The organism is Dehalococcoidales bacterium, assembly GCA_028717385.1.
In the GTDB taxonomy this organism is placed as follows: Bacteria; Chloroflexota; Dehalococcoidia; order Dehalococcoidales; family CSSed11-197; genus CSSed11-197.
This window is the reverse complement of record JAQUNW010000002.1, coordinates 18,264-42,413: the sequence shown is the minus strand read 5'-3', so window position 1 is coordinate 42,413 and position 24,150 is coordinate 18,264. Positions and strand designations below refer to the sequence as shown.

The following is a 24,150-nucleotide window of genomic DNA, read 5'->3' as shown; positions in this document are numbered from 1 at the left end:
ATCTAGATAAAATCGTGCCCGTTGGAATCAAGCGTATGCGTCAATATAGCCTTTAAGCCGCGTTCGCTCAAACGCTGTGTGATTTGCTCTGCCCGGCTTTCATCTTCTTCCAGAGAAAAGAGGACCGGCCCTGAACCTGCCATGTTTACGGATTTTGCTCCTGCCAGATAAAATTGCTCTTTGTGCCATTCAATCCTTTCAAACATCTCCCCTGCTACCTCGTCAAATACATTGTAAAGCTCGGGCAGTGTTTTCATTTTTCCCAACGTTAGAGAGGAGATGAAACTGTCTGTTATCAAGCCGGAGGTAAAATATATCGGTTTCAGTAATGAATACATCTTCTCGGTTTTACCTGGCGTCTCCATTTCCGGTGGAACAAGCAAAATAACCCAGTGATGAGGCAAGGAAGGCAGTGGGCTTACTTTTTCACCCCGTCCCGAAACCAACGCGGTGCCCCCTGTCAAGAAGAAAGGAACATCGCTACCCAGCTGCTCAGCCAAGTGGTACAGGTCGCCAGGCAGCAGTTCAGTATGTAATAAATGGTTTAGCCCTACCAGAGTAATAGCCGCCGCACTGCTTTCGCCTCCTAGCCCGGCAGACAGGGGAATTTTTTTTTGAATGTTGATACGGGCTCCACAGCGAGCGTCAGTATTCGAAGCGAATAAAATTGCCGCCCTGGATACAAGGCTTTTTTCAGCTTTCCATTCTGAATTATCACAATGGAAAACAAATTTTTCTGCCGGTTGGAACTCCAGGATATCTGCCAAAGAAATAGTCTGGATAATACTTGTGATCTCGTGGTATCCATCTTTGCGTTTCTCGAGCACTTCCAGAGTCAGGTTGATTTTTGCCGGTGCTTTTAACGTAAACACTAGCCTTCTCCTTTTCCTGCTCGAAAAAAACACCATAGGCGGTGCCAATCATCTATTGAAAGACTCTCTGCCCTTCTTATCGGATCGATGCCCGCCTCAAGCATTATTCCCAGCACGCTCGCTTTATCCATCCCAAGACCGTGAGAAAGAGTATTTATCAACTGCTTTCGCGGTGATCCAAAGCCAGCGCGAACAATATCGAAAAAGCTATTTCTATATTGTTGTGGCACGACAGCTTTGGGGTAGCTGGCAACCCGAACGATTGCCGATTCTACTTTGGGTACCGGATGAAAACTCCGCGCCGGAACTGTAGCAATAATCTCTGCCCTTCCATATAGCTGAACGCCAACGCTCAGCAAGCTCATTTTTCCTGGTTTGGCTGCAATGGATCTCGCGACTTCTTTTTGAACCATCACAACCATCAGATCAGGAGGTATGTTGGCTTCTAAAAAATGACGCAGTACTGGAGAAGTGATGTAGTAAGGGAGATTGGCTATGACTTTGTAATGGGCTTGCCCTGGAGGGAGAACATCAGACGGGGAAGTATCCAGCACATCCCTGTTAATGATAGTGACATTGTTAAATTCTGATAACCTGGCACCAAGATTACTCGCCAAATTAGCATCGATTTCTATACAGATCACCTGTCTGGCATGGCAGGCAAGCTCTTGAGTTAAAACGCCAAGTCCCGGACCGACTTCTATTACGACATCATCTTCGGAAACACCCCCTGCTACCATAATCTTGCCCAGCACTCGCTTATCTACCAGGAAGTGCTGCCCCAGACTCTTTTTTGCCTTAAGGCCTGCGTTTTTGAGCAACGTTCTGGTTTCTCTGCCAAGTGACGGTTGATTTATTTTATCCTCAGTTTCTTCCAATTAAAGCCCTTTCTCAAGCCTCGCTACCAGTCTCATGGGCAGATTAGCTCTCACCATTTTTAATTGTGTTGCCCCAATGTCATAAGCCACCCGGTATAGCTTGATCATTGAAGTTTCACTATCGAGCATAACATAGCTTGCTCTTGGATCTCCGTCACGCGGCTGTCCTACACTTCCGGGATTGATTATCAACCGCCAATCCCCAAGTACCTGCCCAATGCTCTCGGTAAAATTTACAAACGAGGCATGCCCTTCTTCATCCAAACGAAACATCAGCGGTTCATGTGAATGGGCGACGAAACAATACTTGTTTTTAAAGACACGGAAGTTTTCTTCAGCCTGGCCTCTGGAAATCAAGTATTCTCCCACCGGGTCTCTGGGGCTTCCATGCACCAGCATAAAGTCTCCACGCCAAGATATTTGCTCTAAGCCTGCCAAAAAATCGATATTGCGCGGACTTAACTGCTGCATCGTCCATTCCATGGCAGCGACAGCATCCGGGTTGAAAAACCGAGTTGATAATTTCCCGATAGCAGCCAGATCATGATTACCCGCAATAGCGCAGTGTTTCAGGCGGCGCACAATCTCCACACATTTTTCTGGATCAGGCCCGTAATTAACCAGGTCTCCTAATAACCAATATTCGTCAACACCGCCTCGCTGTTCACAATCTCGAAGAACGGCGGTAAAAGCGGCCAAGTTAGCATGTATATCAGCCAGAATTGCGATACGCATACCAATAATATACCACGGAGATCAATAAAATGGACCCCGGCAAACCTCGAAATTTTATTTCCTGTTTGCCCGGTTTGGCTTACGTATGTTAATATTAACTTGAAATTATGGAAATTAGCTGGCTTGGTCTATCATCCTTCCGCATCAAAGGTAAGCAGGTTACCCTTATTACCGATCCTTTTCTTTCAGAAACCGGTGATAACTCAAATCGCAGCGCTGCCAATATTGTCTGTCTTAGCTATCAAAGCCCCACAGCAGATGTTGCTATAGAGAAAATTGGCGGAAATCCCTATATAATCCGGGGCCCGGGAGAGTACGAAGTAAGCAATGCCCTCATCATCGGTATACCTTGTTATCAAGATGACAACAAAGGCTCAGTTCGCGGTAAGAATACCATCTACGCGCTTGAGATTGAGGAACTATCTGTGTGCCACCTGGGGAGACTGGGGCATCTTTTAGACGACGAAGAAATAGAAACCATTGGCAATGTCGATGTACTTTTACTTCCCGTAGGCGGCAATATCACGATTAACGCTTCTCTTGCAGCCAAGCTTGTACGCAATATTGAACCTAAAATCGTGATACCCATGCATTATAAAACCAGTGGAATCTCGCTTGAGATTGATCCGGTAGATAAATTTCTTAATGAAATAGGCGCCCAAGGTCTTATGGCACAGCCCAAGTTTAATATCACTAAAAATAACCTCCCTCAAACTACCCAGGTAATACTTTTGGAACAACCCTCCTAAAAAACACACTAGTAGTATTTCGCAGCTTTTACCACATCATTAGCCCTGCCGGCTTCTAACTGTAATTACAGTAAGCAGTATTAGCAATACGAACAAAGCCATTCCCAACAATACAATTATCACATAGACATATTGTGGCATCCGCGTAGTTATCTGAGGGTAGCTGGGACCAGGAGATTGCGTCACGACTATAGTCTGCCCAGGAATCTCCAGAGGCGGAACAACTACGGTGATATCCCCAATATTGATAACAGTGGTTATCGGCAAGGTAATAGTAGTCACGGGAGATTCCGTGGCAGGTACTCCTGGCTGGCCTGGTGGATCTGCTGTTCTAAAACTGCCAACTCCGCTCCAGTCACTTGCTCCGCCAGCATCTACCGCCCTGACTTTCCAAAAATACACAGTTGCATATTCAAGCTCATCGGTCGCCTGGCAGGCATTAGCTCTTAAGGCTTCCAGCCCGATACAGGTTAAAACCGGTTCCTTGAAATCTGGGTTAGTACCTACTACCAGTTCGTAATAGTCTGCGCCTTCGATTTTCTCCCACTGGAATAACGGCCTGGTAACCACGTCTCTTTCTCCAGGCAAGGGTTTTTCCAACCTGGGAGTAACCACACTGGTCGGGAGTGCGGTTTTAAACCGTCCTGTCTCTGACCATACACTGGAAACTGGCTTTACCGCCCTTATACGCCAATAATAGCTGGTTTCCGCATCCAGCTTGGGCAACAAAAGCTCAGTATGGTCGGAAAATCCTTCTAAATCTTCCTGGATTTTACTAAAAGAAGAGTTGTCAGAAACCTGCCAGTGGTATTCCGCCGCCCCGGGCAAGACCTCCCATTCAAGCCGGATGTTGCTTACATAACCATTACCAGCAATGCCAACATCTTTTGCCCCATCCAGCGGGAATACTAATTCCGGAGGGCTGGCAAGCGTATCCGTATAATGGAGAAGCCTGTTATTGTTGATATCTATTGCCCATAATGTGTTTCCTGCTGATATCATTTTCCCGAGAGAACACCCCTCATCAAGCCCCTTTGTAATTATTTCAACAGCTGCCGGACCTTGCGTAGTTCTAAGGATTCGCATCACCTTGCCCCGATCTGCCTCCAACTTCAATGGCTGCAGATCAGCAGCATATACCAGGCCATTTTCAGCAACAACCAGACAGCCCATCCTGCTCTGCACCTGCTCGTCTTCGAGCTCCAGTCTCTTCCAATCTATTTCCGAAGAAACTTTGGCGGAGTATATACCTTCACCGGGAAAGTCCGAAGCCGCAAAGATACGATTGTTTTCGCTAAAAGCGTTATCAAACGACACGCTGATCGCACCACTGAGTTTGTCTGTACCGGACAACCGGCAAAAATTTACGCCTGCGTTCTCGGAATAATATACGCCCCCGGCAAAATCTCCAGTTAATATATTCCAACCAGCCGAACCGGGAGCAACTGCCAAAGAATATATGGGTGCTTCTCCAGCTATAGAATACGTATATGAACGGCCAGCGTTTTGAGAACGCAGAATAACTCCGCACCTTCCATCGAAAGCCCCGGCCAACAGTTCGTCATCACCAATGATTTCCAGGCAGTCAATCTGAAGCGGGCAATTCCTCGTGACATAACTTTTCCCGCCATCTGCTGATCTCCATACCCTGGAGCCATCACTGCCTTCACCAGCCATATATATAACTTCCTGCGATCGTCCATATTCCGGCGAAATGCACACTTTTTCAAAAATACCTTCAGTCACGCTGCTGTTCAAATAGCGGAGCCAGCTGTTTCCTCCATCTGCAGAATACCAGAGGCTGGAACTTCCTCCCCAGGTTAATAAATAAATGGCTTTATCCTGACAGCGCTGAGGCGCAACTGCAAAATCCAGCAGGGAATCTATGCGTGTATCAACCCATGATAATTGCTCCCAATGGTAACCATCTTCAGAAAAAGAAACTGCGCTCTCAGAACCCGTGGCGGTCACATAAAAACCTTGCGGAAGCGCCACAACAGAGGTGATTCTTTCCCCTGTCGGTGGTTTGAACGGCTGTTTCCAGGTTATCCCATGATCATGGGAAAGATACAGGTCACCTGTAGCTGTTCCTGCCAGGATAGTTCCATTGTCAGCTACGTTCAGTGAAGTTACCGCGCTGGTGCCATCTGCCGTTAACTTATAAACACCAGTAGCTGTCAAACCACTGGCCAATTCTACCCGGTACACCCCTCCTCCCTCTGTATTCAAACCGACCAGTACCACCGGGTGAAAGGGATTAAATCCAGCCGGGAACACTAAAACGGCTTCCTCCAGTGTTAGGCCAGTTTTCAAATTGCTCGTGATAATCCCATCGTTCCACGTATTACTCCAGCCTGCATTGCCTATCATCGTTTTGAAAACAAAATCGCCTTCCTGAATACCAACCGCAGCCAGAGCAATTTCATCACTATAGCCAGGAATAAACCTGACTGAATAGGCATTAAAAGATGTGAGACCGCTATCACACCAGCGGGAAAGAAATTCGTTGGATTTCAGCAGAAAAATACCGCGGGTTCCACCTTCTCCGGAAGACGCCACCGTTGCCGCAATTATTTCTTCTCCTTCAACCGATGCAACCGCGATAGCGGTAATAAAACTTGTTTCCCCATCTACCCCGGGTAACCATGGGAGGATGGAAAATGAACGACCGCCATCTTCTGATCTAAAAACCATGGAAGGGGTGGCATAATATAAAACACCTGCTTCATGGCGGTATTCCACAAGTTCTACGAAACCTTGTTCAAGCGATGCGAGCTTCTCCCAACGGCGCCCGCCATCCTCAGAATGATAGAGGCGGCAGTCTCCGTCCCTAACAACACTATAAAGTGTTGAATCTTGGGCAGCCATGAGCTGTAAAACGTCACTTCCAGGGGCAACTATCGAATCTTCGGAAGGAGTATTAATCCTGTTCCATTTTAAAGCCGGCTGGTGGTAGTAGGGGGAAGTTGCCACCGGGACGTTTAATTGTATTGGTATTTGGAGTGCCAGCATTGCCACTGCCAGGATAATGCGGGACATGACCATATCATAACCGGGTATTCGGTCTGGGTCAACCTGATGGGTTTCTTTATTAACCAAGTATGTTTCAGGCCATGTGTAGCCAAGCAATCGTTTGGAAGCCGGCTAGTGTTGACATTCTTGTCGTTGCTGATTATATTGATGGCAACAGACAGCACCGGTTTTCATACAAGGAAGATGAAGATACACGACCAGCCAATAGAAATTGAGCAACTTAACCGGATCAACGAGTACGGCCCAGATGATTTATTTATCTGCTGCGCTGGATTTGAAGACCGCTGTATCCAGTCTGTTTCTAAAATGGGAATGGGGTTTCGTACCCGTTTTAGTGTTATTTTTGTTGTAGAAGATCCTTTTTACAAACAACACGTCGAAACCAACCTATTCAAACTACAGGCAGAATTGGGGAAGCGAACCAGCGAAGGCGTTTTCGTTGTTCGCTGCCAGCGGGATGCACCAACCGAAGCAATCAACCAGCTCAGGAGTGTTTGGAGCCGTTGCAAGCCAAAGGATCCGGATGAACCCTGCATAACCATCGATATTTCCAGTTTTACCAAGATTTACTTGCTGGAATTATTACATTTTTTGGTTGCCGATCAAAATATGGGAATTCCTCGTCTACTACATACTACGCAAACATACGCGCCAACCCGCCTTACCCGAGGAGTGGAACAAATCACCACAGTGCCCAACTTTTTTGGTAATATGTCGATGGATAAAGAGACACTCCTCATAATGTTTTTAGGATTCGAACCAGAAAGGGCACTAAGCGTCTGGAAGCATTTCAATCCGGCAAAGGTGATTGGAATAATCACCAATCCTCCACGAGATGGCAAGGAAGAGTATCTCGATTACGCTAAACGTAATAATGCCCGGCTCCTGTCTCTTCCTTCGGTGGAAGTGCGAACCGCCCCACCCGACGATCCATATGCAGCCAGAAATGCGCTTGAAACCATATTTCTGGAAGTTAAAGAGGGCTACAATATGGTAATCGGGCCATTTGGAACTAAATCACAGACTGTTGGGGTATTCCTGTTTTGCCTTGAGCATCCTAAAGCGCAAGTAGTCTATTCATTCCCTTCGAATTATACTCGCAGTTATATAAATCGGGAACCCGGATGTACTCTACTGCTGCCAATGGCTCCAGTATTCAGACCTTAGGATCTGGTACTTTAGTTACTATTAACTCTCTTCGTGTCCCAATTTACCAAATCACTCTTGACACACAGGCATGCAATAGTTTATTCTTGCTCTCAAAGCTAAACAAGAAGGAGGTTAACCCGGATGCAGGCTTATTGTATGAAGTGTCGTGCTAAAAAGGAGATGAAGGGAGCTACCGCCATCACCATGAAGAATGGACGGCCGGCTACTCAAGGCGTTTGTCCCGATTGCGGCACCAAAATGTTCAAAATTGGCAAAAGCTAAAGCTGATTCTGGTTCATAAATTAAAAAAGAAACTGCTCGACGAGCAGTTTCTTTTTTACATTTGGCGTGCCGGGGGTGGGGGTCGAACCCACACGGATTTTATTCCGGCGGATTTTAAGTCCGCTGCGTCTGCCGATTCCGCCACCCCGGCGTGTTAAAAAGTGTCCCATGGAGCCTGGGCTGCTCTAAATTATATGAGAGCTCGTTCTACTTGTAAAGAAAAACCCTTTTTGCAGGTCAGCCAAGAACCCTGACGTCTCCCTCTCTCTTGGTTACCTTTTCCTTATCAAGCTGTCCAAGAACAGGGATCGTGTACTTCCTGGTAAGGCCAAACAACTTGTTCATATCTTGTATTGCTAGTTGCCCATTAGCCTTGAGAAAAGCGGTCACCTCGCTCTTGATTTTATTGTAGGTAATTTTTTCAAGCAATATTCCGTCGGCAAATTGCACTAACTCCCCTTTATCCATCAGGAAATATATAACATCTTCATTGCCTGGAAACTGCCTGAGTAACTCCTTGAGGGTCGGGGGTGCAAAAGGAGCCGCTTTAAAAAGGGACATTATCTGCCCTTCAGCTGCTTGCTGTTGTGATGACAATCCAGGTTTGTATCCTGATATCGCAAGCCACTCCCCGTCACGGTAAATAATACCATCAGTAAGCATCTCTTCAACCATGGTTGTGAGTATTTCCCGGGGTAAGCCAATCTTAACCTGCAAAGCGGTTCCGGTTATTCCGCGCTTAAGAGGATTTTTCTGGTGCTCAAGATCAATAATTCTCCGCGTCTCATTCTTCTTCTCCTGCCAGTCTTCCAATTGGAACAGATAGCCGGCTTTGATTCCAACGGTCTTTTGTTTAACAAGTTCATCCACCACGGCATTGATATCATCCTGCGAATAAAAGGAGTACGAAAGAACACCATTACGTTCAACGAAGTGTTTTTTTTCCAGTTCAGTCAAAATTAGGTTTTCGACCTGCAAGTCCTCACGCCGGTGCAGCCAGGATATTGTTGTGTCTGTATACCGCGCTTTAAACGGGCTGGCAAACGGATCTAGCACGACGCCTCCCCCGATTGTATCAGCGGGAGATTGTCTGCGGACGATTAATCGCTGGCCAATGTATACTGGTGCTTCCCGGTCAAGCTTTAGCTGTACAAAGCCTGTGTCTCCCCCAATAAGTTCCCTGGTACCCATCAGGGCAACCCGGCTTATGTACTCTCCGGTTTCAATGTATATAAGCACCTCTTCCCCATTTTTCAGGCTAAACTCGGGGTTAAGCAAAAGACTTATTCGTGTATTTACGATTTTACTAGTACTTTTATCTCCCCATGCAGGGACTATGACATCTCCACGGCCCAGGTCATCTTTTTTAACTCCACTCAGGTTTAAAGCCACTCTGCACCCTGGTTCGACTTTCTTTGAGGTCTCCTTATAGCATTCTATGCTTCTGATATGAGCAGGGGTATTTGCAGGAAGAACTACTATGTCGTCCCCTGCTGAAAGAGCTCCAAAATGGAGGGTGCCGGTGACAACCACCCCACTCCCCTTAATAATGAAAACACGATCAACCGGAAGGCGGGGCTTTCCGATATCGCGACCAGTTTTTACCCGCTGAACCAAACTGGAAATGGCATCCTTCAGCTCATTTATTCCGGTGCCTTCACGTGCACTAATCCGAATAATCGGGGATCCTTCCAATGAGGTGCCTTTCAGTCTTTCGGTGATGTCCGCCTCAACCAATTCAAGCCACTCTTCATCTGTTACAATGTCTATTTTATTTAGTGCGATGATGCAGTTTTGTATACCCAGCAAATTAATAATTCGCATGTGTTCTTCGGTCTGGGGCATCCAGCCATCATCGGCAGCCACAAGTAGAATAACACCGTCAATCCCGCTTATACCGGGTATAACATTACGAACAAAATGTTCATGGCCAGGAACATCGACTATACCGACTTTTTCCCCTGATGGAAGACTGAGCCAGGCGAACCCCAGATCCAGTGTCATACCACGGATTTTTTCCTCCGGCAAGCGGTCTGGGTCAATCTCAGTAAGGGCTTTTACAAGGCTGGATTTACCGTGGTCTATATGGCCGGCTGTACCAATAGTCAACATGAAAGCTATCTGGCATTTTCCGTTATCTGTTGCAGAAGAACTTCTTCTTGCTCGGGAAAAACGGTGCGCAGGTCAAGAACAAAGCGCTCATCTTCTATACGCCCAATAACAGGTGGCGTACTCACCCGCAAGCGTGATGAGAAGGCCTCTAATGAGATTTCAGGCTTGATAGTCACCACAAAGGTGCTCAGTGTCTGGTCAGGAAGAGAACCGCCCCCAACCATGCTCAAACCAGGTTTTACTTCTGCCGTAATTCCTGACAAGTTTATTTTGGCAGCAAGCGCCTTTGCCCGCTCGCTGATTTCTTCTGCGGTGATTCCCATCATGTGCCATACCGGAACCGCCTGTTTTGCTTCCTTATTAAGGTAAAGCAGGGTAACGGCTTCAAGTACAGCAGTTGCCATTTTATCTATCCGTATTGCCCGCAGCAGCTGATGAGAACGCATTTTATCTATGTATTCTTTTTTTCCTACGATAATCCCAGCTTGTGATGCCCCAAAGAGCTTATCGCCGGAAAAGCAGATTATATCCGCTCCCTCTTTAACCGCATCGGGAACGGTAGGTTCATATTCCATTCCATATTCCTGTGTATCAAAAAATGATCCGCTCCCAACGTCATACACTACTGGCAGGTGGTGCCTCTTGCCCAGTTTCATGAGTTCGGCAACGCTCACTTCGTTGATGAAACCACGCAAAGCAAAGTTGGAACGATGAACCTTCAGCAGCAAGCCGGTGTTTTCGTTGATCGCCTTTTCGTAGTCGATCAAATAGGTCTGGTTTGTTGTACCTACTTCTGTCAGCTTAACCCCACTCTGCTCCATAATCTCGGGTACCCGAAAACCACCGCCAATTTGTACCAATTCACCTCGAGATACTATGGCCTCACGACCGTTGGCCAAGGCAACTAGAATGAGCAGCACCGCAGCCGCATTATTATTAACCACCATGGCAGTTTCGGTGCCGGTAAGAATCGCAAGCAATTTTTCAAGGTCCTGGGCGCGCCGCCCGCGCTTGCCAGTTTTCAAATCATATTCCAATACAGAAAAATCCCCGCAGAGATGGTTGACAGCTTTCAAAGCCGCCTTCGGTAGTGGGGCTCTTCCCAAATTGGTGTGCAAAACAACTCCGGTGGCATTAATTACCGGGCTGCCGAAGCCTGGCCAGTTTTCATCAAGATCGGCAATTATAAGCTTAACCAATTCTTCTTGGGAAGGAGAAGGCTTACCGTTGGCAATACCAGCACGGGCAAAAGAGAGTACCCTGGATATCGCCTGCATAACCAACGGCCGGCTGTAACGTTTTACAGGAGTTTCCAGTTCATGGCTGGAAAGAAGCACCTCTACCTGGGGCAGCTTGCGCATTTCCTGATTAAGCTTGTCTTTATCCGGGTTTAATTCAGCCTTGCTCATTTTAGATATATATGCCCTTTGTGCCCTTCGGTTACCTGGCCAATAATGGCCGCCTCAGGACTTCCGGAATCGTGTATGAAACGGAGCATATCCCCGGCTTTATCTTCAGAAACAGAAATAAGCAATCCACCAGATGTTTGAGGATCGTTGAGGATACTCATCCAGTCCTCATCGTTTTTCAGATCGCCCTCAACTCGGCATGCATAATAATTAATATTATCGTGTAGTTTACCCGGCACAATACCCATACGGGAGAATTCAATTACCTTCTCCAATACAGGTACCTTTGTTACCTCCAACTGAACTGCAACATTGCTCCCGCTGGCCATTTCCCAGGTATGCCCGATCAAGCCAAAACCGGTAATATCAGTAGCAGCGCTGGCTCCCATCTCGGCCATAACTTCTCCTGCGGCTTTGTTCAAGCGAGTCATATAACCTACTGTCTTCTTTTTAAGGCTTTCTTCCAGCATGCCGGCTTTCATGGCTGTGTTTAATATTCCGGTACCGAGCGGTTTTGTTAATATCAGTTTATCGCCCTGCCTAGCCCCTTTATTAGTAATAATCCGGTCCGGATGAACAATACCGGTAACCGAGAGGCCAAATTTAAGCTCATTATCCCTTACACTGTGGCCACCAACCAGAGCCACTCCGGCCTCATTAACTTTATCCAATGCGCCCAAAATTATTGAACGCAGTACTGATGTCTCGAGTTTATCTGAGGGAAAACAAACAATACTCATAGCGGTAATAGGCTTGCCTCCCATTGCCCAAACGTCCGAAAGGGAATTCGCCGCCGCTATTTGGCCAAAGGTGTAACCTTCACCGTCTCCTATGGCGGTAATAAAATCAAGCGTTTGAACCAATGCTGTATCGTCTGAAATGCGGTAAACGCCGGCATCGTCGTTAGTTTCAATCCCTACAAGTACGTTGGGGTTGTACTTAAACTCCAGGCCGCTAAGTGCTTTTTCTAAGTCTCCCGGACTTATTTTGGCTGCTCAGCCGGAGTATTCCGACAAGCTCATAAGATTTACTGGTTTATCAGGCATTTGAGCGCCTCCTTTCCGAACAGATTACTAATCAAATGATGGCGGAGGGGGAGGGAATCGAACCCCCCGCGGCGACCAGGTCCCCGCCAACGGATTTGAAGTCCGCGAGACCCACCAGGGCCTATCCGCCTCCAAGGCCATTATATCATACTGAATTAAAGGTTTTAAGTCCCATCAGGCTCTTTATAATTTTGGAATATCAGTAAAGCGCCTGTTTATATACGAGAAATCTTATCGCCTGAATAACAACCGCTGGCCGATATTATTATTCCTGAGGTTCAGGCATTTCCGAATCAAGTGATGAAACAAAGCTTTCAAACCGGTCGATATTATTCTGGCTGCCGATAAGTTGCCCATTTTCCCCAATACTCAGGTTCCAACAGCGCTCAAGACCATACCGGCATTCCTTCCGATATGGTCCAGCCGTCCATTGTATACACGAATCCGGTTTAAAACTATGGATCGAGCACATCGCGATGTGCTCACCAACAACCCGCTTAAGAAACACGCAGGCTCCATTTCGATGAATTAAAAGGAAGCTTTTTTCACCTGGCCACCTTGAGTCAGTATAACGCTCAAGGAAATCTTCACATTCTATCCCCAACTTCTCGCTGATGCACCTGGCTTCAGACAAACTCACCCTAACCTGATATCGGCTGCAACATTCACCACATAAAAAACACGAAAAATTTGAGGATTCATTACCTAAATCTGATTCCAATTCCATCTTTGCTGCCTCTTAAATATAGACTTATCAGTGGCTTGACTGGATGTTAAACATAGAGTTGATTTTGTTTTATGTACTCTGCCACTTTATGCGGCACCAGGCAGGTAATATCTTCACCCTTGCTGGCTTTCCTGCGGATATCCGAGGCGCTGATATTTATCAACGGGCCTTCCAATATTTTTAATCGTCGAGTAATTCCTGGGATATCCTTCTCCAGCTGTGCGATATCGACTTCAGCTGAATCCGGACGGGGAACTACTACAAGAGTACTCTTTCTAATGATTTCTTCGGGTTTATACCAAGATCTCAAATTGGAGAGATTATCCATCCCGATTATAAAAAACAGCTTATCCTTTCCGCCCCCAAGTTGATCTATCTCCGCCAGTGTTTGAGCTGTATATGTAGCTCCTTTTCTGCGCACTTCAAGGGGGGAAACTTCAAAGTATTTTTCTTCATTTACAGCAAGTTCTGTCATTGCCAGTCTCTGCTCGGCCGGAGTAATGACAGGGTTACGCTTTAATTGAGGAGACCCGGCAACCATAAAAACAACACGATCAAGCCCCAGAGCCCGTAATGCTTCACGTCCAATCTGCAGATGCCCATTATGGGGTGGATCGAACGTCCCTCCAAGTATCCCAAGTTTCACCGGATTATTACCACCGCCATTCAAAGTCTCCAACACGAATCACATCACCGGGTTTAACGCCGGCTTTTTCTATATTTTTAACTCCTACTCTTTTCTCTATCATTCGCCATAATTGTCTGCGCACTTCAGTATCACCAATATCACTACCAGCTACTAAACGCTCAAGGTCAGGATCAACCACTACCAGGCTATCATCCTCACGTTTAATCAAAGGGCCTTGTTTTAATGGTTTTGGCCTGAAGATTTTCCCTTGCTCGCCGATTTCTACCGGTTGGATTGCCGCAATTTTGGTAAGTTGTCTATCCACTTTATCAATGAGCCCTTCTACGCCTTCTCCAGCAAGAGCAGAAATAAACAACGGATTAATTCCTTCGGATGCAAATTCCCTTATTATCTCCCCTATTCTGGACTGGGTTTCTGGTTTGTCTATCTTATTAACTACAACGATTTGCTGTTTGTGTAAAAGATTAGGATCATATCGATTGAGTTCCCGGTTAACTATTTTAAAATCATTAATTGGCTCTAGAGAGCTTCCGTCTATCAGATGGATTAACAATTTAGTACGAATAATATGGCGAAGAAATTCATGCCCTAAACCCTTACCGTCTGCTGCCCCTTCGATCAATCCCGGAATATCTGCCATCACAAACGAGGATTTTGCATAAACTACCGTACCGAGTTCAGGTTCAAGTGTAGTAAACGGATAGCTGGCTATCCTGGGCTTGGCGCCTGAACTTACAGCAAGCAAGGAAGATTTCCCGGCGTTGGGAAGCCCAATTATACCCACATCCGCTATTAGTTTTAACTCCAGTTGTAAAACTTTTTCTTCTGATCCTTCTCCAACCGACGCCAACTTTGGTGCCTGGTTAGTAGAAGAAGTAAAGTGCACATTGCCAATGCCGCCTTTCCCCCCTTTAGCGGCAACTAAAACATCCCCCTCGGTATCCATATCAGCTATAATATGCGGATTTTCTGGATCAGTAATATCGGTTATTATTGTCCCAGGTGGGATTTTTAAAATCAGCTTCTTTCCTGATTTGCCTGTTTTTTTACGGTGCTGACCAGGCATCCCATTCTCGGCACTATATTCTTTTTTAAAATAATATTTTTTAAGGGTATCCTCATTTCGATCAACTAACAGGATAATATCACCTCCATCACCCCCATCACCCCCATCAGGACCGCCAAAGGGAACAAATTTCTCATGGCGGAAACTTGCCAGGCCAGCTCCACCTTTTCCAGATTTTATTATTATTTTCGCTCTATCGAACACGCTATTATTATTCCAATCAATACATGCATTCTTGGAAGACTTATATGTTTTTTAGCCTTAGTAATAATAGCATATTATTTTGTAGCTGGTAGAATTTTAAAATGACGATAATTTAAACGTAGTAATAATTCGACTTATCGAAAACCAATTGGAGTTATCGAAAATTTTAACTAGAGTTATCAAAATAACATTGAATTTTCCAAGGGTATCATGAAATAAGCGGGTACAGTTATACGAAATGTATTAAAAGGCTGATAATGGAGGATTTAGCTTAATGAAGAAGAAAACTTGTTACGAATGGTTTCAACTTGTCGTTTAAGAGGAGGGTTGTTATTGATATCTCGTGATATCTTATCGCACGCATGGCTAACTGTAGAGGCGTTGCGCCCTCCCAACAGCTCTCCAATCTGCACAAGCGGGTAGTTATGATAACTTTTCAATAAGTACATAGCCAATTGGCGGGCAAGTGCGGTGGTTTTATCTCTACGCGGACCAGTTAGATCATCAGGTTCTAGTGAAAAAGAGGCCGCAACTTCACGGATGATAGCATCCGGTGAATGACCGTTTTTAGAACCTGAACCGATATCAGTGATAGCTCTACGTGCAAGCTCGGGAGTAATTTCTGCTTGGAGAAGCCTGGAATAAGCAGTAATGCGGTTAAGTGAACCTTCCAATTCGCGTACGTTTGTATTAATTTCTTTGGCAATAAACTCAAGTACTTCGGGCATAACCTTGATACCATCACGCTCTACTTTAGCTTTAAGTATTGCCATTCGAGTTTCAAATTCTGGTGGTTGTATATCAACGGTTAACCCCCATTCAAATCTGGAACGAAGGCGATCTTCAATCAAAGGCATTTCTTTTGGAGTTCGATCACTTGAAAGAACTATCTGGCGAGAGCCGTTATGCAATTCGTTGAAGGTATGGAAAAAACACTCTTCTGTTTGGTTTTTACCACTGATAAATTGGATATCGTCTACCAGGAGGATATCTACACTACGATAACGGTTGCGGAATTCTTCTCCGTTCCCTGAGCGAATAGAGCCGACAAAGTCGTTAGTGAACTGCTCGCCGCTGACGTAAAGCGCCTGCAAGTTATTTTTTGTTGCAACGTGACCGATAGCATGAAGAAGGTGGGTTTTACCGAGTCCCACACCTCCGTATAAAAACAGGGGATTATAGAGTTGCCCAGGTCCTTTTGCGGTGCTTACTGCCGCCGCGTGAGCCAGTTGATTGCCATTGCCGGTAACAAAGCTTTCGAATGTGTATCTAGGATTAAAACGATGGTGGACGGTGGTATCAGGGGTTTTTCTGTCGTTGTTGAGCCCGTTTTTATCTGCACCGGGACCGGTGACTTGAAAGCAAATTTTAACATTACGGGAGGCGAGTCGCATTATAGTGCGTTCTATAAGTGAATATTGGCTTGTTTCGAGGTATTCAGCAACAAAAGAACTGGGGACGCCAATTGTAAAAACACCATCATTAAAACTAAGCCCGGTAGTGCCTTTAAGCCAGGTATTAAAATTAGGGCGGGTCATTTGAAGCTCTAATTCTCCGAGAGCCGCCTGCCATATTTGTGGTGCTAAAGGCATTATTAAACCAGAACTCCTTTTAAATAAGTGATTCTCACCCGTACGATCGGGAAATACAGACTGATATGAATAATCCAGGGTATTTATAAAGAAAGATATTATAAAACCGGGGGTAATGTTAACAATACCCCGATATCGAGGGCAAGGCTTTTGTGGCGGATTGAGCAAACGCACCCCTCGCCAAAATCTCAGAAAAGCTCCCTTAAACGCCCGAATTTGCGCTTAATGGCACATCTGTATCTGGGAAAAAAATGGGGGAAAAATAAACTTTCTTTATGTTTACCAATAATCCATACTTGTATAAAAGGTAACACAAAACCACATTTAAACACTATGTATAAATTTTTAGGCACAGAAGAAGGGTTAGACTTTAAGGTTTTATACTGAATGTGATATATTAAACCGGTAACTGGGCCAAACGGCCCTTGGCGGGGAGGGATCGCATAGAGGTCTAGTGCGGGCGCCTGCTAAGCGCTTACATCGGGAAACCGGTGTCGAGGGTTCGAATCCCTCTCCCTCCGCCAGTGTTTTCGCTTAAACCGTTCCCCGGTTGATACTGTTTTAAGCAGGCGGCAGGATGTTTTCCTGCTAATCTGTCCCCGAATTGGAAATACTATATGCCTTCATACTATATCTGGACCATAGGTTGTCAGATGAATAGGGCTGAATCCGAAAGACTGGCTGCCCTACTGGAAAACCATGGTTATAACAGCACAGACCATGAACAAGATGCTGATCTGATTATTATCAACAGCTGCGTCATCCGCGAAAGTGCTGAAAACCGTGTGGTTAATAAACTAATGCGTCTCAAGCACCTGAAAACCACCCATCCGGGTAAAAAAATCACGCTGACTGGCTGTTTTGTTACCAGCGATTTGGCAGATATGCGCCGACGGTATCCTTTTGTAGATTATTTCTTTATGGCGGGATCCACGCCGACGTTTGTTGATCTAATAGATGTTAACAGTTATTTTCTGCCACGGCCGGCTGCTATCAGTAGCGGAATAACTATTATCCAGGGATGTAATAATTTTTGCAGTTATTGTATAGTTCCCTATCGGCGCGGGCGGGAAAAAAGCCGCCCGATAGACGAAATCGAAAAAGAGGCAAGATACCTGGTAGATGGAGGCGCGCGCGAGCTGGTGTTATTGGGCCAAAATGTTGATTCCTATGGGCATGACCTGGAAGAAAAATCCGACCTTGCTGACTTGCTTGAGCGAATAAATAACATAGAAAATCTGGAGCGTATCCGCTTTTTAACCAACCACCCCAAAGATATGAGCATGCGTCTTATTCAGGCAATGGCCAAACTGGAAAAGGTATGCAAGCAATTGAATCTGCCTGTGCAGTCCGGAGACGATGATATTTTACAGAAGATGGAAAGGGGTTATACCCTTGAACACTATCGCAAGCTGCTGAACGAGCTCCGCAGAGGGGTGAGCGATGTTGCTATAACCACTGATATTATTGTAGGCTTTCCCGGAGAAAGCGCTGAGCAGTTTAATAACACATTGAAATTTCTGGAGGAAGCCCGCTTTGATTTCGTGCATGCAGCAATGTATTCACCAAGACCCCAGACGCTTGCTTCCCGGCAGTATGTTGATGATGTTCCCTTGGCAGAAAAGGTGCAGCGCCGACAGCTGGTAGAAGAAGTTCAGGGGAAGATAGCCGCGGAAGTAAACAGTAACCTGGTTGGGCTGACCGTTGAGGTGTTGGTAGAGGGAAGGAAGAAAGGTAGATGGTACGGACGCAGTCAAAGTGACAAGTTGGTATTTTTTGAACATTCCGACAATTGGTTGGGTAAACTTGCCCCGGTTAAAATAGAACATTCCAGCCCCTGGTTTCTCAGAGGTTCTTTATAAGTATTCTTTAACCTTAAGGAGGTTTCAAATGGATCAGACTTTGATACTGGTTGTGTTCATGGTGCTTATGTTCGGCATGTTTTACTTTCTTATCATCCGCCCCCAGCGCAAGCGCCAACAGGAACACCAGGCGCTGCTTGCCAGCCTGAGTGTTGGTGATAAGGTAATTACAATCGGTGGCATCCATGGAGTAATAGACAGCATGAACGAAGAAACTGTTCTATTAAAATTGGAATCCGGAGCAACTGTTCGTATGTCTCGTGCAAGTATTGCGTTTCGTGATGGAGAACCAAAAACATCCTAGTTTGAATCGGGAGGGGGTAAGACGAATTACGATTATATCATCGTTGGCAGCGGTATAGCCGGGCTATATTCAGCTCTTCTGGCTGTGCGGTATGGAACTGTCCTGCTGGTTACCAAAGGTAAGCTAAGCGATTGCAACTCACGCCTTGCCCAGGGTGGTGTTGCTGCTGCCATTGGCCTGGGGGATTCATCTGAAATCCATACGAAAGATACCCTGAAAGCAGGAGCTGGCCTTTGTGATGAAAACGCGGTGAGAATATTAACAGAGGAAGCTCCTGCCCGGATTGCCGATCTGGTACAGATGGGGGTAGATTTCGATACCGTTGATGGACAGATAGCACTTACGCTGGAAGCAGCGCACAGCATGGCGCGTATTCTGCATGCAGGAGGGGATGCTACTGGAGCCCGTATAGAAGAAGCTTTAAGCCGCCTGGTTCTAAATTCACGTATTCATCTGGAAGAGAATTCCCTGGTTTGCGAGATAATAACTAATAATGGAATTGCTGATGGGATAAAATTATTTGGAGACCGTCCCGGGGAATTCAAACAGCTGCGGTCCCGGTTTGTTATCCTGGCTACTGGTGGTGCAGGTCAACTTTATCGTCTTACTACAAACCCGGCGGTAGCTACTGGAGACGGTGTAGCTCTTGCCTATAGGGCTGGAGCGCAGGTAACAGATATTGAATTTTTCCAGTTTCATCCTACAGCTCTCTGTATTCCCGGCCTCTCGCCCTTTCTGATTTCTGAAGCCGTCAGGGGTGAGGGGGGTGTGCTTTTAAACTCCAGTGGAGAAAGATTTATGCCGCAATATGCACGAGAGGCAGAGCTTGCTCCTCGAGATGTGGTGGCGCGCTCCATCGTGGCTGAAATGACAAAAACCAGTACGGATAGCGTTTTTCTTGATATACGCCATATGTCTCCACGGCGGATTGCTGCACGCTTTCCGCAGATATATCGTTTTTGTCTGGAAAACGGGCTCGATATTACCAGAGAGCCGATACCAGTAGCCCCAGCTGCCCATTATATGATCGGGGGTGTGCAGGTTGACTATTACGGAGAGACAAATATAAAGAATCTGTTTGTTGCCGGAGAAGCCTCTTGCACCGGAGTACATGGCGCTAACCGCCTGGCCTCCAATTCTTTAATGGAGGTTCTGGTGTATAGTCATCGCATAATAGATTGCACTGTGAACAGGGAAACAATTAATAAAACACCCCCTGTAATAGAAACAGTAGCATTGCGGTTGCCGGTTTCGGAACTGGCTGGCGGTGTTGACGCACCTACGCTTGAATGCCTGCAAAACCTTCTATGGTATAAAGCTGGTATTTTAAGAAATGAAAAAGGCCTGGCCGAAGCCAGACAGATTTTGTCAAGCTGGCAGGCACAAATGAATAATCCGGAAGGGCAAAAGGAATTTGAGCTCAGCAACCTGGTTTTAATAGCACGCTTGCTGGTAGAAGCAGCCTTTACCAGGAAAGAAAGCCGCGGCGCTCATTATCTTGAAGAGTATCCCCAAAAGAGCGAAGAATGGCAAAGACATATTGTTTTCAAGAAGGAGTAAAGTGGTGGAAGCTGAGTTAAATGAATCAATAATAAACCAATTTCTTCACCGGGCATTGGAAGAAGATCGGGTCAACGATGATGTCACCACCTTGCTGGTTATACCTGATGAGTTGAACATGGATGCTATCATTCTGGCTCAGGAGAAAGGTGTATTAGCCGGATTAGATATCTGTTCACAAGCATTTAAAATGGTTGATAAGACGCTTGATATCACCCTGTATTTCCAAGATGGGGATGTCGTTAATCCCGGAGAAGCTGTAATTCGCATCAGGGGTAAAGCGCAGGGGATTTTACGTGCAGAGCGAACTGCGCTGAATGTGCTGGGCTGGATGAGCGGCATCGCATCCCTGGCTGCCCGGTTTGCAGAACGGGTGAAGGGCACCAGTGCTGTTATTTGTGATACCCGAAAAACAAAACCAACTCTCCGGATATTTGAAAAATACGCAGTCAAGGCTGGTGGGGGATATAACCATCGAATGAACTTGGCCGATGGAGTGTTGATAAAGGATAATCATCTCAACGCACTTAGAACATCTGGAAAAAACCTGGGGGAAATCGTAGCTCTTGCCAGGAGAAATGCCCCGGAAGAAATCAAAGTAGAAGTTGAGGTTACCAGTTATGATGAGGCTCTGCAGGCTGCTGATTCAGGGTCAGATATCATCCTGCTGGACAATATGCCTTCGGCTGATATGAAGAAAGTAGCCAAAGCTCTTTCAGGAAGAGTTAAACTGGAGGCTTCAGGCGGAATAACACTGGAAAACGTCGCTGAGGTAGCAGCTACCGGTGTAGATATTATCTCTATCGGAGCGTTAACGCATTCATCTAAAAACATGGATTTCAGTTTGGAAGTTGCCGATTACTAACATCTAAACCGCGCCATTCATTGAGAAGTTGTTTCATGGCTTGCCAATGAGTTCCGCGCCAAAAAATACGCTCGCAATTCTGGCAGCAATAAAAGACGTCCTGTGTTTTATAAACATATGCAGGTACTTTTTCCCTGACATGTTCTTTGGCAACTTTTATCAGCAGCTGGTTGCAGCTGATGCAAAGCGAAAACGGTCTGAAATCTACCTGTATATCAATCGAGGCAAAAAGCTGCCTCATTTGTTTTGATGGATTATCGGTAGTTAGCAGAACCGCTCTTACAGCGCCTGTTTTTACCACTCGGCGTTCCATAATGCGGGTATCGCGGGTGACAATGATACGGTTTTCTTCTGTGGCGATTTTTATCATCTCGCCATCTTGCCCAAAGTTAAAAAACAGGGTGTTGTACCCCATCATGCGAAGCCAGCCCGCAAGCTTGCCAGCGTTAGCATCTACAATAAAACGCAGTTCTTCGGTTTGAGCCATCACACTATTGTACAGTGAGAATCATGCCCTCGTAAGCAGGGGTAATATCCGCCTCAAGCCTTGCAGCGACTTCAGATAACTCAGTTCTGATTTCTTCTTCAAGCGCTTCGTACATGTGAACGCAGATTATTCGCGGTATATAGTCGGCAGCGGTCCTGAAGAGGATAAGTTCTTGTTCTAAAAAAGCCGGTGTGAGGTGTTTATTGGACCAATCTGAATCACCGAAGCGACTTGGTGCAGTTACTTCCACTATCAAAATGTCCGGCTCCAGAGATTCAATTCTACTGGCAAATCCGCAACCAGTATCTCCGGTATAAAACATAGAGAGCTTTTCTATGCCGGTTATTAAATAACCAACTGAAGGAACTGAATGCGGCATCGTAACCGGCAGAATCTGGTAAGTACCAATATTAAAGCCTTCACCAGGGCGAACCGGCTTGAATACAAGATTTGGATTGTCAGCCGGACGATGGGTAAATTGTGGATAGACTTGTCCGTTTAGAACGTAAGCAGACAGCATGTCAAGAGTTTCGGGGAGCGCGCAAACTGGTATCGTTTTCCGGTTCAGATACAGGTTCATGCCGAGCCCCGGGATATCCCGAATATGGTCATAGTGTTGATGGGTCAATAGCACCGCTTCAAGCTTGATCTGCTCATTTATGCTGAGACTTGAGGTAATCGAGCCTGCATCGAGAGCCACAACTCTATCAATCAGCACACCAGCCAACCGCGAAGTTCCAGACTCAGTGTTATGGGCACCCAGTATTCTTACTTCCATCACTTTTCCTGTGTTAAAGAAAACGGATTGTAATTAACCTCTTCATCATAAGCATCAATCTTTTCCTTCCGTTTAAGGCGGCTAACAGTAAAATAGGTAAGCGGCGTAGCCAGTGCTTCTATCGCAGTCTTGGCCAGCCAGTGGTAGAGAATCATAATAGGCGCAAAGTTGGCAGATCCGTAGTATGCAATGATAATGAACAAAGCTGTATCCAGCCCCTGCCCTACGATAGTAGAGGCAATAGTACGCATCCAGAGCCAGCGCCCGCTAGTAAGAACCTTCATGCGTGACAGAACAAAGGAGTTGGCGAATTCCCCCACAATGCCGCCGGCAAACGAGGCAAGCAGCATGCGCGGCACAACCCCGAGGATGGTTTCGTAAGCTTGCTGGCCTTCCCAGAAATCTGCACCGGGGATTATTTGGGCAAACCATACGAAAGCAACAAAGAGTAGGTTGCAGGCATAAGCCAGCCATATCACCTGGCGTGCTCGGTGATAACCATATACTTCGGTGATGACATCACCAAATATATAGCTAAAGGGGAAAATAATAATCGCTGCTGGCAGAACCAATGGGCCTATTGAGATTACCTTTACCGCAATCACGTTGGCGGTGATCACGCAGGTAATAAAGACTGCAGTAATGATAAGGAAACGATGCGTAAATTTCATTTTCAGTTCGCGGAAATAATAATTTTTTATAGCCAGCGCTTGTAGCGGAAGAAGAGTATCATGAGTATTGTTAACAGGATGCCGGAAAATATGATTCCAAGCCAGGCTATCGGGCTGCCACCCGGGTCAGAACCGCCGGGAAGTGGCACATTCATCCCGAAGAAGCCAACTATTACCGTAAGAACGGCACTTATTACAGTTAGTATAGTCAGCACGCGCAGGATTTCATTAATGCGGTTTGAGCTTAACGAGTTAAAGGTGTCGGAAAGGCCTTCTACTATTTCCTTGTATTCGCACAGCCCGTCCCATATTTTTTCTACATGGTCCAGCATGTCTCCAAAGTACACTGCAAGGTCAGATTTCACGAAGCGGCGAACTTTGTTTTCAAGGCCTCCGATAACCGGCTTCATGGGCCAGATTATGCGGTGAAAAGCAATAACATCCCGGCGCAGGCGGGATATTTCCTGCACCAGATTGGGATTATTGGCAGTAAAGATTTCATCTTCAAGATCTTCTATGCTGTTGCCGACCTTGTCCAGGATGGGAAGGCAGTAGTCCACCAGGCGGTCCAGGATGCGGTACAACAGGTAACCGGAGCCGCGTGTCATGTATTCCTGGCGGGCTTCCTCTTCCAGTTGGCATTCACGGAAGAGCTTGGTAAGCGGCTTCAAATCACCCTGGTGGAGGGTTATCAGGTAATCTTCCCCTATAAATACCGAAACCTGGCTGGCAGTCAATACCTGTTCCTGTTTCCGATAGCGGGGGAAGCGGAATACCATAAACAGGTATTCCTTGTATTCATCAATTTTAGGGCGCTGTATGCGGCTGCAGGTATCATCCAGGTCAAGTGCATGAAAAGGGAAGCGCTCTTTAAGATAGCTTGATGAATCTTCGGAAGGGGGGTTTATATCAATCCAGCTAAACCCGTTCCAGTCAATGGTTTCTATCCTTGACTTCCCCTCAATTTTCTTTGTAACGGGTTTGTTGGCCATTAGCCCTCGCAGTTAGTTTTACATTGCTTCTTTCACACCAGCCGTTTATTACGGCATTCTAAATAATATACACCAGCGGGCTTTTTATTGCCAGATCTCACATCTTCAAAGTTGACAACAAACGGGCG

22 protein-coding genes and 3 tRNA genes are annotated in these 24,150 nt (G+C 46.1%); 8 read left to right on the top strand and 17 right to left on the bottom strand.

What is annotated here, in order from left to right; translation table 11 throughout:
* Positions 1–2: 2 nt before the first annotated feature.
* Genes ispE through PHX29_00885 form a run of 3 tightly spaced genes read right to left on the bottom strand, consistent with a single transcriptional unit; the run spans position 3 to position 2,485 of the window.
* A complete protein-coding gene (gene ispE, locus PHX29_00895; protein MDD5604469.1) occupies positions 3–872 on the bottom strand; it encodes a 4-(cytidine 5'-diphospho)-2-C-methyl-D-erythritol kinase in 870 nt (289 codons plus the stop codon).
* On the bottom strand, positions 872–1,750 hold the full coding sequence (gene rsmA, locus PHX29_00890) for a 16S rRNA (adenine(1518)-N(6)/adenine(1519)-N(6))-dimethyltransferase RsmA (GenBank protein ID MDD5604468.1): 879 nt from the start codon (positions 1,748–1,750) through the stop codon (positions 872–874). The genes ispE and rsmA overlap by 1 nt, the downstream gene beginning before the upstream one ends.
* Positions 1,751–2,485, bottom strand: a complete 735-nt coding sequence (locus PHX29_00885) for a metallophosphoesterase family protein (protein MDD5604467.1) — start codon at positions 2,483–2,485, stop codon at positions 1,751–1,753.
* A gap of 107 nt (positions 2,486–2,592) precedes the next feature.
* Here PHX29_00885 and PHX29_00880 point away from each other — a divergent pair, with 107 nt between their 5' ends.
* The gene (locus PHX29_00880; protein ID MDD5604466.1) at positions 2,593–3,234 is read left to right on the top strand and encodes an MBL fold metallo-hydrolase; all 642 of its coding nucleotides are present in this window, start codon (positions 2,593–2,595) and stop codon (positions 3,232–3,234) included.
* A gap of 39 nt (positions 3,235–3,273) precedes the next feature.
* Here PHX29_00880 and PHX29_00875 read toward each other — a convergent pair whose 3' ends face one another.
* Positions 3,274–6,333, bottom strand: a complete 3,060-nt coding sequence (locus tag PHX29_00875; protein MDD5604465.1) for a YCF48-related protein — start codon at positions 6,331–6,333, stop codon at positions 3,274–3,276.
* A gap of 117 nt (positions 6,334–6,450) precedes the next feature.
* Between PHX29_00875 and PHX29_00870 the strand changes: the two genes are divergently transcribed.
* Entirely contained in the window at positions 6,451–7,434 is a 984-nt protein-coding gene (locus tag PHX29_00870; protein ID MDD5604464.1) for a hypothetical protein, read from the top strand.
* A 123-nt stretch (positions 7,435–7,557) separates the two neighbouring features.
* Positions 7,558–7,698 carry a DUF5679 domain-containing protein gene (locus PHX29_00865; GenBank protein MDD5604463.1) on the top strand — a complete coding sequence of 47 codons (141 nt, stop codon included), beginning with the start codon at positions 7,558–7,560 and terminating at the stop codon, positions 7,696–7,698.
* A gap of 67 nt (positions 7,699–7,765) precedes the next feature.
* Here PHX29_00865 and PHX29_00860 read toward each other — a convergent pair.
* The 9 genes from PHX29_00860 to dnaA all read right to left on the bottom strand — a co-directional run bounded on the left by PHX29_00860 (position 7,766) and on the right by dnaA (position 16,503).
* A tRNA-Leu gene (locus PHX29_00860) sits at positions 7,766–7,849 on the bottom strand.
* Positions 7,850–7,935: 86 nt separating this feature from the next.
* A complete protein-coding gene (gene selB, locus PHX29_00855; protein MDD5604462.1) occupies positions 7,936–9,810 on the bottom strand; it encodes a selenocysteine-specific translation elongation factor in 1,875 nt (624 codons plus the stop codon).
* Positions 9,811–9,815: 5 nt separating this feature from the next.
* Entirely contained in the window at positions 9,816–11,219 is a 1,404-nt protein-coding gene (gene selA / locus PHX29_00850) for an L-seryl-tRNA(Sec) selenium transferase (GenBank protein ID MDD5604461.1), read from the bottom strand.
* Positions 11,216–12,265, bottom strand: coding sequence for a selenide, water dikinase SelD (gene selD / locus PHX29_00845; GenBank protein ID MDD5604460.1), 1,050 nt, complete (start codon positions 12,263–12,265; stop codon positions 11,216–11,218). Before selD ends, selA begins: the two co-directional genes overlap by 4 nt.
* Positions 12,266–12,304: 39 nt before the next feature.
* Positions 12,305–12,398 (bottom strand) — tRNA-Sec (locus tag PHX29_00840).
* Between the two features lie 132 nt (positions 12,399–12,530).
* On the bottom strand, positions 12,531–12,992 hold the full coding sequence (locus PHX29_00835; protein MDD5604459.1) for a YkgJ family cysteine cluster protein: 462 nt from the start codon (positions 12,990–12,992) through the stop codon (positions 12,531–12,533).
* Positions 12,993–13,038: 46 nt separating this feature from the next.
* Positions 13,039–13,671: a nicotinate-nucleotide adenylyltransferase gene (nadD, locus tag PHX29_00830; protein MDD5604458.1), complete on the bottom strand. Its 633-nt coding sequence runs from the start codon at positions 13,669–13,671 to the stop codon at positions 13,039–13,041.
* A complete protein-coding gene (gene obgE / locus PHX29_00825) occupies positions 13,646–14,911 on the bottom strand; it encodes a GTPase ObgE (GenBank protein MDD5604457.1) in 1,266 nt (421 codons plus the stop codon). Before obgE ends, nadD begins: the two co-directional genes overlap by 26 nt.
* Before the next feature lie 266 nt (positions 14,912–15,177).
* On the bottom strand, positions 15,178–16,503 hold the full coding sequence (gene dnaA, locus PHX29_00820) for a chromosomal replication initiator protein DnaA (GenBank protein MDD5604456.1): 1,326 nt from the start codon (positions 16,501–16,503) through the stop codon (positions 15,178–15,180).
* Positions 16,504–16,935: 432 nt separating this feature from the next.
* On the opposite strand from dnaA, the gene PHX29_00815 reads away from it, so the two are divergent.
* The 5 genes from PHX29_00815 to nadC all read left to right on the top strand — a co-directional run bounded on the left by PHX29_00815 (position 16,936) and on the right by nadC (position 21,094).
* Positions 16,936–17,027 (top strand) — tRNA-Ser (locus PHX29_00815).
* 93 nt (positions 17,028–17,120) lie between these two features.
* Positions 17,121–18,365 carry a tRNA (N6-isopentenyl adenosine(37)-C2)-methylthiotransferase MiaB gene (gene miaB / locus PHX29_00810; protein ID MDD5604455.1) on the top strand — a complete coding sequence of 415 codons (1,245 nt, stop codon included), beginning with the start codon at positions 17,121–17,123 and terminating at the stop codon, positions 18,363–18,365.
* A 28-nt stretch (positions 18,366–18,393) separates the two neighbouring features.
* Positions 18,394–18,669 (top strand): preprotein translocase subunit YajC, encoded by a 276-nt coding sequence (gene yajC, locus PHX29_00805; GenBank protein ID MDD5604454.1) that lies wholly within the window; start codon positions 18,394–18,396, stop codon positions 18,667–18,669.
* 36 nt (positions 18,670–18,705) lie between these two features.
* Complete coding sequence (nadB, locus tag PHX29_00800) at positions 18,706–20,229, top strand: L-aspartate oxidase (GenBank protein MDD5604453.1); 1,524 nt, start codon at positions 18,706–18,708, stop codon at positions 20,227–20,229.
* A gap of 4 nt (positions 20,230–20,233) precedes the next feature.
* Positions 20,234–21,094 (top strand): carboxylating nicotinate-nucleotide diphosphorylase, encoded by an 861-nt coding sequence (gene nadC / locus PHX29_00795; GenBank protein MDD5604452.1) that lies wholly within the window; start codon positions 20,234–20,236, stop codon positions 21,092–21,094.
* On the opposite strand, the gene PHX29_00790 is transcribed toward nadC, so the two are convergent.
* Genes PHX29_00790 through PHX29_00775 form a run of 4 tightly spaced genes read right to left on the bottom strand, consistent with a single transcriptional unit; the run spans position 21,069 to position 24,022 of the window.
* The gene (locus tag PHX29_00790) at positions 21,069–21,581 is read right to left on the bottom strand and encodes a Mut7-C RNAse domain-containing protein (GenBank protein ID MDD5604451.1); all 513 of its coding nucleotides are present in this window, start codon (positions 21,579–21,581) and stop codon (positions 21,069–21,071) included. The two genes, nadC and PHX29_00790, sit on opposite strands and share 26 nt — an antisense overlap.
* Positions 21,582–21,585: 4 nt before the next feature.
* Positions 21,586–22,359: an MBL fold metallo-hydrolase gene (locus tag PHX29_00785; GenBank protein ID MDD5604450.1), complete on the bottom strand. Its 774-nt coding sequence runs from the start codon at positions 22,357–22,359 to the stop codon at positions 21,586–21,588.
* Positions 22,359–23,030 carry a queuosine precursor transporter gene (locus PHX29_00780; GenBank protein ID MDD5604449.1) on the bottom strand — a complete coding sequence of 224 codons (672 nt, stop codon included), beginning with the start codon at positions 23,028–23,030 and terminating at the stop codon, positions 22,359–22,361. The genes PHX29_00785 and PHX29_00780 overlap by 1 nt, the downstream gene beginning before the upstream one ends.
* A gap of 26 nt (positions 23,031–23,056) precedes the next feature.
* Positions 23,057–24,022 carry a magnesium transporter CorA family protein gene (locus PHX29_00775; protein ID MDD5604448.1) on the bottom strand — a complete coding sequence of 322 codons (966 nt, stop codon included), beginning with the start codon at positions 24,020–24,022 and terminating at the stop codon, positions 23,057–23,059.
* Positions 24,023–24,150: the final 128 nt, after the last annotated feature.